The sequence below is a fragment of the Rhizobium sp. CB2179 genome, from assembly GCF_057653455.1.
This window is the reverse complement of record NZ_CM172781.1, coordinates 1,958,783-1,970,855: the sequence shown is the minus strand read 5'-3', so window position 1 is coordinate 1,970,855 and position 12,073 is coordinate 1,958,783. Positions and strand designations below refer to the sequence as shown.

The window sequence follows — 12,073 nt, the reverse complement described above, 5'->3', positions numbered from 1 at the left end:
CGTTGCTGGCAGGCCGCGCTAAAGACCTTAGACCCAAGACGCGCCTCATCTTCTCCGGACATGGCATCGCACTGGAGACGGCGGTTGGTTGGGGACGTTACCTCGCCTCAGCATGGAGCATTAGGCGGTACTATCTGCATGATGTTAGAAATGAGGTTCATAAATGCCCGACAGCCAACGATCGTCGACGAAGGTTGTCTGCCTTTTTTGCACCAGCAGGACTCAACCCTCTTGATGCCTGCCGCAGCATGCAATCAGTTGAGCTTAAGCTTCCCTTGGAGAGGTTCTGCAGACATCGGTTGCAGCGCGGAAGTTCGCCTATTTAGAAACCACATTCATAACTTCATGCGAGCAACGACGGCTAATCCAGACGTTCGTTCTTTGCTATCGCTCTTCACTGCCCATGGTGGATCTTCCACCCGGAAGAACGATCGGCAGTGGAACGTGACAGAAATGCGAACAGGAAGTTCCGCGATGCAACGTAAGCTCGCAGCGATTCTCGCCGGGGACATTGTCGGCTACAGTCGGCTCATGGCGGAAAACGAAGCGACGACGTATGCGGAGTTGCGTTCCGTGTTTGACGACGTGATCGATCCAGCGGTCCAGCACCATGGAGGCCGAACATTCAAAAACTCTGGCGATGGCTTCCTCGCTACATTCCCGAGCGTTAACGAAGCGTTGAATGCGGCGGTGGAGATTCAGAACGGCTTCGATAGGCGGCCCTTTGAATTTCGGATCGGCATCAATCTTGGTGACGTCATCGAAGACAATGGTGACATGTACGGCGATGGCGTGAATGTCGCATCGCGCCTTGAGGCAATGGCAGATCCTGGCAGTATCTTTGTTAGTGGTGCGGTGGTCTTGAGTGCTGACCGGGGTCGAGGCGACGAGTTTTTCCGCATTGGACGTCGGAATGCCAAAAACCTTCCTGAACCACTCGATGTCTATGCGGTCACGCGCGCTGGACGACGGAGAAGCAAATGGAGCCGGTACGCGGCTCTTGTCCCGCACGTGAGCGCTCGCCTTGGCTATTGTCTTGGGGCTGCGTCGCTCGTGCTCATCGGAATCGCAATCCAGCCGCTTCCTCTCGCGGCAATGATCGGCCGGATACCGGCTGAGCTTTCGGTGCTTGCCAGCGGTGAACGGCCGGACCCTCGGCCGTCTGTGGCTGTTATGCCTTTCGACAATATGAGCGGCGAGGCAACACAGGCCTACTTTGCCGATGGGCTGACGGAAGACATCACGACTGAACTTGCCCGAAACTCGGAACTTCAGGTGATTGCCCGCAACTCGGCTTATGCGATGCGAAGCCAGGAAGCCGATGTCCGCAAGGTCGGCGAGAAATTGGGTGTGGCCTACGTCATCGAAGGTAGCGCTCGACGGGTGGGTGATAAACTCCGCGTCGCCGCTCAACTTATTGACGTGAATAGCGGAGCTCACCTCTGGTCGCGCAGCTATGACCGCCATATCGATGATATATTCACGGTCGAAAGCGAGTTGACATCCGAGATCGTTGCCCACCTTGTTTCCTTTGTCCGCAAGTCTGAAGCCGCAGAGGCGATGAAACGCCCAACCAAGGATTTGCAGGCCTACGATCTCGTTCTTCAGGCACGCGCTCGTTTCACGCACGATTCGAAAGATGCCGAGGGGCTTCTTTCCGCCCGAGGACTTTTCCAGCGGGCTTTGGAATTAGACCCGGCTTATGCCGTGGCGCGTGCCAATCTCGGTATGACCTATATCTTCGATGTCACGCAAAACGTCAGCGGCCACGCCACAGACCGAGACCTGGAGATTGGCTTGAGCGAGGCGCGTCAATCCATCCGACTCGATCCAAATCTGGCGATGGGATATCAGGTATTGAGCTACGGCTTGGCTGCAAGCGGCGATCACGCTGGTGCTTTACAAGCGGGACACCGGTCGGTGGAACTCAATCCGAATGATCCTGACAGCATGATGGCGCTCGCAAAAGCCCAGGTTCGTTTTGGTGACTACGATGGAGCATTACGGAATGCTGAGCGTGCCCGCCGTCTTCATCCCATAGCTCCCGAATATTATGCTTATGTGCATGGTCAGGCGCTTTATGCGGCTGGTCGTAGCGATGAAGCTGCGAGCGTTATCCAAGAGTGCCTGATCCGCGCGCCGCAGGATTCGAATTGCCTGCTCATTCAAACCGCGTTGCAGGCTGGTCGCTCAGAGCTGGACAAGGCCAAGGCGACCATGGCCAGTTTGGTCAAAGCAAAGCCCGACTTCTCGCTTGAAACAGAGCGCAACTATCGTCGGTTTGGTGATTCCCCGCTAATGGAACAATTTCTCGCAGATCTCGCGCGCGCCGAGGCTCCCAAGACGGTCTCGCTTCAACGGCCTGTGTTGCGTTCTTAAATGGCATACGGCACACCTCATCACGAATAGCGGTGCAGTTCCTTGCGAAAAGCCTGGCTCGGCTTCATTATTCCACCCAAATCATAGCGTGCATAAATGGCGCGGAATTTTACAACGGCGGCCTGCTCTTGCTATTAAAAACGATAGGCAGTTACAGCGCCGGCAGGAGCAGATGACGATGAAACGCCCGGGCATGTCTCAACCCGATCCGGCCGTCTTCATCCGTGCCAACCTGCCTATATCACCCGTTCCATCCATCCCCGAGATCCGGATTCATACGGCAGGGCCCGCGAGCGGGCTCTGGCGGCTTGCCGGCCGCGGAGAGGCCGATCCGCCGCCTTACTGGGCCTATCCCTGGGCCGGCGGCGCAGTGCTTGCCCGCCATCTGCTCGATCGACCGGAAATGGTGACCGGCCGCCGGGTGCTCGATCTCGGCGCTGGCTCCGGGCTCGTGGCCATTGCCGCGGCGAAGGCCGGAGCAGCCACGGTGACCGCTATCGACATCGATGCCAATGCCATTGCCGCAATCGGGCTCAACGCAGCGATCAACGGTGTGAACATCGTGGCCTTGGCCGCCGATATTATCGAGGATCAGCCACCAGCGACTGACCTTCTCGTGGTCGGCGACCTGTTCTACGATCCCTCGCTTGCCTTGCGGGTGATGGCCTTCCTGCGGCGTTGCCAGGCGAGCGGCGTCGAGGTGCTGATCGGCGATCCCGAGCGGGCCTACCTGCCGCAGGGAGAACTCAACCGAATCGCCACCCATGCAGTTGCGGATTTCGGCGGGGGCACTGGCGGCGGTGCCGTGCAGGCGGGTGTCTTTGCGCTCTCCGGCAAAGTTGAAGGCGAGATTATGCCAGGAGGTCAGGCCGCAACAGCATGACCGGGCAGGGCGCTCCGGCCGGCAGCTCCGGCGCATGTGGCGGGCGGATGACGAGGCAATCGGCTGCGGCGAAGACCTTCATCATCGAGGAATCCTGCTTGCCGAAAGGCTCGGCGAGCCAGTGGCCGGCGGCGGATTTCGAAAGTTTCGCCCTGATATAGTCCTGCCGGTGGTCGTTGGCGCGCAGCGTGACAGCCGCCTCCACCGTTGCCTCGCGGCGCACCGGCGGCAGGGAGGCAAGCCTGCGGATCAGCGGCTCCAGGAAGAGCAGCGAACAGACGAGGCTCGAGACCGGATTGCCGGGCAGGCCGAGCACATGCGTCTCGCCGAAGCTGCCGACCATCAGCGGTTTGCCGGGGCGCATGGCGATGCGCCAGAAATCGAGCTGCATGCCGGCCTCGATCAGCGTGGCCTGCACCAGATCATGGTCGCCGACCGAAGCGCCACCGAGCGTGACGATCACATCGACCCCGGCATCCCGGGCCGTGTCGATCGCCGCGGTGATCCTGGCCTTGTCGTCAGGCACGATACCGAGATCGAGCACATCGGCGCCGGCTTTGCGGGCAAGGGCTGCAATACCAAACGTATTGGATGCGATGATCTGTGAAGGGCCGGGCGTGCTTCCGGGCGGCAGCAGTTCGTCGCCGGTCGCGAGGATGGCGATCAGCGGGCGCCGCAGCACTTCGACATCAGGCCGGTTCATGCCGGCAGCAACCGTCAGCCGCGAGAAATCGAGCACGGTGCCGGCCGACAGAACGGCTTCGCCTTCGGCGAAATCCTGACCGCGCGGACGCACATGCTGGCCCTGCCGCACAGGGAAATTCGTTCGGATACCGCCTTCGATCTTCTCCGCATCCTCCTGCAGCAGGACGCTGTCGGCGCCCGGCGGAACAGGCGCGCCGGTGAAGATACGGACGGCTTCACCCTGGCTGACGCTTCCCTCGAAGCCGTGGCCGGCGGAAGACGTGCCGATGACCTTCAGCTCGGCGCCCGGCTCCGGCGCGTCTTCGCGGCGCAGCGCATAGCCATCCATGGCGGAGGCATTGAAGGGCGGCTGGGTCAGGCCGGCCGTCAGATCGACGGCCAGGACGCGGCCCTCGGCTTCGGCTAGCGGCAGCGTCTCGGACGCAGCAATGGGTTTTGCGCGAGAGAGCAAGCGGTTCAGGGCGTCGGCGACCGGGAGAAGGTTCATCTTGCCTCCGGATGACGGAAATCGCCGGATTTTCCGCCGGACTTTTCAAGAAGCCGGATGCCGCCGATCTCCATTGCCTTATCGGCGGCCTTGGCCATGTCGTAGATCGTCAGACAAGCGACCGAGACGGCGGTCAGCGCCTCCATCTCCACACCGGTCTTGCCGGTCAGCTTGGCGGTCGCCGTAACGCGCAGGCCGGGCAGGGCGGCATCTTCCTCGATCTCGACCGTGACCTTCGTCAGCATCAGCGGATGGCAGAGCGGGATGAGATCGGCGGTGCGTTTTGCCGCCATGATGCCGGCAAGGCGCGCCGTGCCGATCACATCACCCTTCTTGGCATTTCCTTGGACGATGAGAGCAAGCGTTTCCGACGCCATCTTCACATGGCCCTCGGCAGTGGCGATGCGCACCGTCTCGGCCTTATCGGAGACATCGACCATATGTGCCTCGCCGGAGGCACCGATATGGGTCAGACCGGGCTTTGCGCCGCTCATATCATTCGGCCGCGATGGCGGCTTCGCCGAAGAGCAGTGCGCGGGTGGCGGCGGCGACGTCCTCCTTGCGCATCAGGCTCTCCCCGACAAGGAAGGTATTGATGTCGACGGCCTGCAGGCGCTGGCAATCGGCATGGGTGAAGATGCCGCTTTCGCCAACCAGGAGCCGGTCATCAGGCACCATGGGGGCAAGCGCCTCGCTGACGGTGAGGCTGACCTCGAAAGTACGCAGATTGCGGTTGTTGATGCCGATGAGCGGCGAGGAGAGTTTCAGCGCCCGCTCCATCTCCTCTGCGTCGTGGACTTCGACCAGCACGTCCATGCCGAGGGCGAAGGCCTCGTCCTGCAGGCGTTCGGCTTCATCGTCGGACAGCGAGGCCATGATCAAGAGGATGCAATCGGCGCCCCAGGCGCGGGCCTCGTGCACCTGATAGGTCTCGAACATGAAATCTTTGCGCAGCGCCGGCAGCGCGCAGGCAGCACGGGCGGCTGTCAGAAATTCCGGCGCGCCCTGGAAACTCGGACTGTCGGTCAGCACCGAAAGGCAGGCGGCACCGCCGGCCTCATAGGCGCTGGCCAGCGACGGTGGATCGAAATCCGGGCGAATGAGGCCCTTCGAGGGGCTTGCCTTCTTGATTTCGGCGATCAGGCCGAAGCGGCCGGCATCACGCTTGGCAATGAGCGCCTTGTGGAAGCCGCGCGGGGCGGACTGGCCGGTCTGCATCGCCTTCAGATCGGCAAGCGACACTGTCGCCTTGGCAACGGCGATCTCTTCGCGCTTGTAGAGTTCGATCTTCTTTAGGATATCGGTCATCGGGCAATCCTAGTCGATATCGTTGGAAACGGCGATGAGTTTGTCGAGGGCGAGCGCGGTGGAGCCACTATCCAGCGACTGCGTGGCCAGCGTCATGCCGTCGCGGATCGTCTCGACCTTGCCGGCGATGACGAGCGAGGCGGCGGCATTGGCGAGCGAGACATCGCGATAGGCATTCTTGGCGCCGCCGAGCACCTCGCGAAGGGCCGCGGCGTTGGCGACACCGTCACCGCCCTTGATATCCGCAAGCACGCAAGGGCTGACGCCGAAATCGGCGGGCGAAAGCTCGAAGGTGCGGATCTTGCCGTCTTCGAGTGCCGCCACTTGTGTGACGCCGGTGGTAGTGATCTCGTCGAGGCCGTCGCCATGGACGACCCAGACGCATTCGGAGCCGAGATCGCGCATGACTTCGGCAAGCGGCACCAGCCATTGCGGCGAGAAGACGCCGAGCAACTGGCGGCGAACGCCGGCCGGATTGGAGAGCGGCCCGAGCAGGTTGAAGATCGTCCGCGTGCCGAGCTCGACCCTTGAGGGGCCGACATGGCGCATGGCGGAATGATGCATCTGCGCGAACATGAATCCGACGCCGGCCTCGGCAATGCAGCGGGAGATGATCTCGGGGCCGACGTCGAGCTTGACGCCGAGTGCGGCCAGATTGTCGGCCGCGCCCGATTTCGAACTCAGCGCCCGATTGCCGTGTTTGGCGACGGGAACACCAGCGCCGGCGACGATTAGCGCCGCCAGCGTCGAGATATTGTAGGTGCCGCTGGCATCGCCGCCGGTGCCGACAATGTCGATCGCATCGGCCGGCGCCTCGACGGTCAGCATTTTCGAGCGCATTGCGGTGACGGCGCCGACGATCTCGTCGACGGTTTCGCCGCGCACGCGCAGCGCCATCAGGAAGCCACCGATCTGCGAGGGTGTCGCCTGGCCCGACATCAGGATGTCGAAGGCAGCGCGGGCCTCGTCACGCGTCAGCGGCTCGCGGCTTGCGGCCTTGGCCAGGAACGGCTTCAGATCGGTCATAAAGCCTCCTAGCGGGTCGTCGCCTGTTCAGCGAGCGTCTGGTTGATCTCGGCGCCGTACTGCGTCTGCAGCAGGTTGACCATCTGATCGAGAATATCATCGCCGGCGGCATTAGCCATGGCGGTGATCTGGGCATCGCGGTTGTTCAGCACGTCGCCGGTCGGCTGGGTGTTGACCTCGGTGACCTTCAGCAGGATCTGCGTCGAGGGATCGGCGCCGACAGCGCTCGCGACCGTGTCGAGCGGGCCGGAGAAGGCGGCGGTGACGCCGGCCCGGCCGAGGACCGCATCATCGGTGGAACGGGTGACGCCGCTCTTGCTTTCGACGGCAATGCCGAGCGGCGTTGCGATATCGGCAAGGGCAGTGCCCTTTTTCGCCTCGGCCTTCAATGCATCGGCCTTCTTTGCGAGCTCGGCCTTCTGCTGTTCCGCCGTCCAGTCCTCGACGGCCTTTTCGCGCACTTCGGCGACCGGGCGGTCGCGGTCCGGCGTGATTTCGCGGACGTTGAACCAGACATAGCCGTCATTGCCGATCGGCAGCGGCGGCGCATCGACGCCAACCTCGGTCTTGAAGGCTTCGCCGAGCAGCTGCTGCTTGACGGGAATATCCTTGACCTCTTGGCCGTCCTTGTCGGCGCCGGTCATATCGACGGCATCGACGGTGACGGCTTTGAGCTTCAGCTGGCCGGCGATATCCTCGAGCGTCGAACCGCCGGCGCGCAGGTCCTCGATGCGGTCATGAACGTTGATCACTTCCTGGGAGGCGTTGGAGAGCGACAGCTGCTTGCGGATATCCTCCTTCACCTCATCGAAATTCTTCGCCGTTTCCGACTTGATGTTGGTGACGCGCAGGATGACCGAGCCGAAGGAGCCATCGACGACAGGCGTCGTGCCGCCATCGCGCGAAACTGCGAAGGCCGCATCGGCAACCGCCTGGTCGGGAACCTTGTCCTTGGTGAATTCGCCGAGCAACACGTCACTTGCCGTCTTGCCCTGGTCGGAGACCAGCTGGTCGAAGCTGGTGCCGCTCTTCAGCGCCGTTTCGGCGGCGGTGGCGAGATCCTTGCTGGCGAAGGTCAGCTGTTCGATGGTGCGGCTTTCCGGCGTGCGATAGGTATCCTTGCTCTTGTCGAAGGCTTCGTGGATCTGGTCGTCGGTGACGGTCGCGGCATCGGCGATATCGGCAGGCTGCAGCTTGAGATAGGCGACCTTACGGTATTCGGGCGCCCGGTAGCGCTGCTTGACACCTTCGAACCAGGTTGCCAGCACGTCGTCGGCAGGTGCCTTGATCGGCTCGATATTGGCATTGGTGAGCAGCAGGTAATCGATGCTGCGGCTTTCATCACCATAGAGCTTAAGGGCGTCGACCAGGGTCTTCGGTGCGGTGAAACCATTCGAGATGGCATCGACCACCTGGCTGCGGACAGCGACCTTGCTGCGCTCCTTGATGTAATCGTCCTGGCGGATGTTGGCATTGCGCAGACGCGAGATGAAGAGCTCGCGGTCGAACCGGCCGTTGACGGCCTTGAAAGCCGGATCGTCAGCGATCAGCTGGGCGAGGCGATCTTCGGAAAGGCCGAGGTTCATGTCTTCGGCGAGCTGGTCGAGCGAGGCGCCGGCGACGAGCTGGGCGAGCACCTGCTGCTCGACGCCGAAGGCGCGGGCCTGCTCGGGGGTGAGGCGCGTGCCGAACTGCTGGCTGAGGTTTGCCACCTGGCGCTGATAGGCGAGGTGGAATTCGTTGACGTCCACATGCTGATCGCCAACGGTCACGACCGTGGTGCTGTTACCGCCTGTCAGCAGCTGATGCGACACGCCCCAGGCGCCGAAAGACACGACGAGCAGAAGCAGGAGCAGCTTGGCAACCCAGGTCTGAGCAGCTCTTCTCAGGATATGGAACATAGAAACGCAAACCTCGCAGTATCATTGACCCGCGCGCGGGCGGACATTCGACGTTCCTTAAAACAAACCCGACAGGAAATGAAGGGTTTGTCACGCGAAAAGCTGCACAAGTCGACCGCTCCGCCGCGGCGGCTTTGCGGAGAACAAAAGATCGGTTGCGACGGAACCTTTCGGGCCGCCATTTCGTTGAAGCGGCATCCCATGAAACAGGAGCAGACCATGGCAGAATTGAAAACCGCTTCCGCCGAATCCACCGCTGCGCGCGTCAAGGCTGATATAGCAGCAGACGATCTGTCGGCGCAGGTCGCAGCCCTTCGCAACGATCTCTCCCGGCTAACGGAAAGCGTGGTCGCGCTGGGGCAGGGGGCGAAGTCGGCGGTGACCGACGAGGCTTCGGTGATGACGGAACGGCTGCGCGACAAGGTACGCGAAGAACCGCTCGTGGCACTCGCCGTGACGGCAGGCATTGCCTACGTGTTCGGCCTGCTCAGCCGCCGCTGAACGGCAATTCAGAGTGAAGAAAAGCCGGGCGCCATGAACGCCCGGCTTTTAGTATTTGCATCCGTCCAAAAGTAGCCGGGCCAGCTGACGCGACCGGGCTCAGTTGGCGCGACCAAGTCAGCGGCGGATGACGCGCCCGATCGCGATCAAGATGCAGGCACCGACGAAACCGGTGATCAGATAACCCAGCCAACCGGCGAGCGGCTGGATGTGCAAAAGACCCAGGATCCAGTTGGCGACAATAGCGCCGATGATGCCGAGCAATATGTTCATGAGCAGGCTCATGCTGCTGCGCATTGCCTTTTCCGCCAGCCATCCGGCGACACCGCCGATAATGATGGCTGCAATCCAACCCACGCCTGCGCTTTCCATGGTTATCTCCCTCCTGGCAAAACGAGTCACAGAATGCACGAAACGAAACGAAGTTCCACTCCTAGTTACTGAGATTGCTTTGCGGGTTCAGCAACTTATGTGACTCACGGCTGCAGCAGGGTGACCGGGGAGTGCACCGCGTATGCGACGATCTGAAACAGGAGGCCAGCAATGGCCAGCAATGCGAAGCCAAAAGGCATAATCAAGCTTTTGCTAAACATCTTTCCTCTCCCGTTTGCGTAAAGCATAAGCGGAAGCGGAAGGAGCGCAAGAATATTGTTAATAGATAGTTAAGCATGGCAATTAGTTAAAATTTAATACATCCGCTGACGTCGTAATACTTTCGGATGTCAAAACGTTTATTTTTGCAGCCCTGCCGTGTCTGCTGGCGGATCATGCTACTTTCGCTCCAGACCTTCCACACTCTGCCGGCTCGTCGCCTTTGGCGCGAGATGCTTTAGATGCAGCTGGAGATGCAGTCTCTCTGGCTCGCAGACACGCGGCCGCAGAACGGGCCGGCGCTGTCGCGCGCCGTCGGGCAATCCGCGTCGCGGGCGATCAGGTCCGGTGTACGATCAGCATAAAGACGAGGAAAGACGCTGTTGCGACCGTCGCGGCGAAGGCAAGCTCATAATCCATGTCATTAACCCGGTTGGATGGCACCCCTAAACGCCGATCCGCGTCAGGGAGTTCCATACCGCCACTCGCGCTTATCGCCTGCCGATTGATTTTGTCGAGGAGTGTATCATTTTCCCTAGAACAGGATGATTTTAGGCCCAGTCGACCTAAAATCTGAATCCTGTTGCAAATTAAGAGTTAGAGCATGATGTCAAAACCGCTCACACTTTTCGCGATCATGCTCTGAATCGCCATTCAGCCAAGGGGACCACTTGATGCCAAAAGCTGCAATCGCCATCGCCTGCATCGGCTTGCTGACACTTTCCGGCTGCGGCAATACCGCATACGGGCTGAAGAAGGATGGACAGGAAGCAAGCCACGCAATGGACAATGCAACACATCGGGTGCTTTCGGCCGGCGCCAAGAAGTGATGCAGGCGATGGAATAAAAAAGCCCGCCTGGGGTGAGGCGGGCTTAGGATTAACAGGGAGAATGGGCGGATAGGCTTCCGCCTCGACTAATAAAGCATTTTCTTAAGCGCATGACTTTACGTCATTCGACGTAATGGCGATCGGCAACGACCAATGCGGCCAGGATTCGGAATCGAATCAGAGATGTCCGGATCGAATCAGAAGTTGCCCCAGTTCTGAGCGCGGGCACGAGCGCGAATAATCCGGTATTCGCGACCGCCATAGAGGGAGCCGATTGTCAGCAGAAGCGTCAGAACGTCCCAGATGATATGCATGTTATCCTCTTAGGTTGGACGGCCCCGCCGCCGATCGGTGAAGATACAATAGCAATCTTTCGAACGTGCTTATATGACAAGAAATCGGGATGAGCGGGAAAGCCGGCAGGGCGCTTCCGCAGAGGAGAGGCGGCGTTGCCGCCTTGGAGCAGCAAAGTGAACAGATTCGACGGCGGCTTATGACGATTTTCTCTGTCCGCCACATCACGTCCTATCGTTACGTCAGGGACGTCGATTTCGGCGAGCATCGCTTGATGTTCCGGCCGCGCGACAGTTTCGACCAGCGGCTGATCGAAGCGTCGTTGACGATCTATCCTGAGGAAAGCCATGTGCGCTGGATCCACGATGTTTTCGGCAATTGCGTGGCGCTCGTCGATTTTTCGAGGCCGGCGTCCGAACTTCGTTTCGAAACCTGGATCACGCTCGATCATACGCCGCAGGTCGCCCTGGATCTCAAGGTCGACGATGCGGCCCTGACCTATCCATTCTCCTACGACAAGGACGAAATTGCCGATCTGACGCCGGCGATGCAGCGCCATTATCCCGACCCGAACGACGAGGTCGGGCGCTGGGCACGCCAGTTCGTGCGCCAGGGGCGTCCAACGGAGACCGGGCATCTGCTGATGACGCTCTGTTACGCCATCCGCGAGAGCTTCGTCTACGCGCGGCGCCAGGAACATGGAACCCAGACGCCGTTGCAGACCTTGCAGCTTCGCTCCGGCACCTGCCGGGATTTTGCGCTTCTGATGATGGAGGCGGCACGGGTGCTTGGCCTCGCGGCGCGGTTCGTCACGGGCTATGTCTATGTTCCCGACCGGGACGGTTCCACCGTGCTCGGCGGCGGTTCCACGCATGCTTGGTGCCAGGTCTATCTTCCAGGCGCCGGCTGGACGGAGTTCGATCCGACCAACGGCATCGTCGGCAACCGCGATCTCATTCGTGTCGCGGTTGCCCGAGATCCGCGCCAGGCCGTCCCGTTGAGCGGCAGCTATGATGGGGACGGGAAGGATTTCGACAGCATGACGGTGCAGGTCAACGTCACCACGAGGTGATCTCGACTACGTCTGAGGTAATCTTGGATTACTCCGGCCTGGCCGCCCGCAGCCATGGGAACCGGGTCGCGCGATCAACGTTCCCTACTCACCTCC

At 60.9% G+C, this 12,073-nt stretch carries 11 protein-coding genes; 5 read left to right on the top strand and 6 right to left on the bottom strand.

Going from position 1 to position 12,073, the window contains the following annotated elements:
• Positions 1-474: 474 nt before the first annotated feature.
• Together AC244Q_RS09890 and AC244Q_RS09885 are read left to right on the top strand one after the other, a co-directional pair.
• Positions 475-2,379 carry an adenylate/guanylate cyclase domain-containing protein gene (locus tag AC244Q_RS09890; RefSeq protein WP_128406938.1) on the top strand — a complete coding sequence of 635 codons (1,905 nt, stop codon included), beginning with the start codon at positions 475-477 and terminating at the stop codon, positions 2,377-2,379.
• Between the two features lie 178 nt (positions 2,380-2,557).
• A complete protein-coding gene (locus AC244Q_RS09885) occupies positions 2,558-3,262 on the top strand; it encodes a class I SAM-dependent methyltransferase (RefSeq protein WP_026157356.1) in 705 nt (234 codons plus the stop codon).
• On the opposite strand, the gene AC244Q_RS09880 is transcribed toward AC244Q_RS09885, so the two are convergent.
• Genes AC244Q_RS09880 through AC244Q_RS09860 form a run of 5 tightly spaced genes read right to left on the bottom strand, consistent with a single transcriptional unit; the run spans position 3,231 to position 8,689 of the window.
• Complete coding sequence (locus AC244Q_RS09880) at positions 3,231-4,454, bottom strand: molybdopterin molybdotransferase MoeA (RefSeq protein ID WP_128406939.1); 1,224 nt, start codon at positions 4,452-4,454, stop codon at positions 3,231-3,233. The two genes, AC244Q_RS09885 and AC244Q_RS09880, sit on opposite strands and share 32 nt — an antisense overlap.
• Entirely contained in the window at positions 4,451-4,948 is a 498-nt protein-coding gene (moaC, locus tag AC244Q_RS09875) for a cyclic pyranopterin monophosphate synthase MoaC (protein ID WP_012757521.1), read from the bottom strand. The genes AC244Q_RS09880 and moaC overlap by 4 nt, the downstream gene beginning before the upstream one ends.
• Position 4,949: 1 nt before the next feature.
• A complete protein-coding gene (trpC, locus tag AC244Q_RS09870) occupies positions 4,950-5,762 on the bottom strand; it encodes an indole-3-glycerol phosphate synthase TrpC (RefSeq protein ID WP_017994115.1) in 813 nt (270 codons plus the stop codon).
• Between the two features lie 9 nt (positions 5,763-5,771).
• The gene (gene trpD / locus AC244Q_RS09865) at positions 5,772-6,788 is read right to left on the bottom strand and encodes an anthranilate phosphoribosyltransferase (RefSeq protein WP_017994114.1); all 1,017 of its coding nucleotides are present in this window, start codon (positions 6,786-6,788) and stop codon (positions 5,772-5,774) included.
• A gap of 8 nt (positions 6,789-6,796) precedes the next feature.
• Positions 6,797-8,689 carry a peptidylprolyl isomerase gene (locus tag AC244Q_RS09860; RefSeq protein ID WP_017994113.1) on the bottom strand — a complete coding sequence of 631 codons (1,893 nt, stop codon included), beginning with the start codon at positions 8,687-8,689 and terminating at the stop codon, positions 6,797-6,799.
• A gap of 219 nt (positions 8,690-8,908) precedes the next feature.
• On the opposite strand from AC244Q_RS09860, the gene AC244Q_RS09855 reads away from it, so the two are divergent.
• Positions 8,909-9,190: a hypothetical protein gene (locus AC244Q_RS09855; RefSeq protein WP_003539806.1), complete on the top strand. Its 282-nt coding sequence runs from the start codon at positions 8,909-8,911 to the stop codon at positions 9,188-9,190.
• 117 nt (positions 9,191-9,307) lie between these two features.
• Here AC244Q_RS09855 and AC244Q_RS09850 read toward each other — a convergent pair whose 3' ends face one another.
• Positions 9,308-9,562 carry a GlsB/YeaQ/YmgE family stress response membrane protein gene (locus AC244Q_RS09850; protein ID WP_003539804.1) on the bottom strand — a complete coding sequence of 85 codons (255 nt, stop codon included), beginning with the start codon at positions 9,560-9,562 and terminating at the stop codon, positions 9,308-9,310.
• Between the two features lie 893 nt (positions 9,563-10,455).
• Between AC244Q_RS09850 and AC244Q_RS09845 the strand changes: the two genes are divergently transcribed.
• Entirely contained in the window at positions 10,456-10,611 is a 156-nt protein-coding gene (locus AC244Q_RS09845; RefSeq protein ID WP_003539802.1) for a hypothetical protein, read from the top strand.
• A gap of 493 nt (positions 10,612-11,104) precedes the next feature.
• Positions 11,105-11,977 (top strand): transglutaminase family protein, encoded by an 873-nt coding sequence (locus AC244Q_RS09840; protein ID WP_012757515.1) that lies wholly within the window; start codon positions 11,105-11,107, stop codon positions 11,975-11,977.
• The last annotated feature ends 96 nt before the right edge of the window (positions 11,978-12,073 follow it).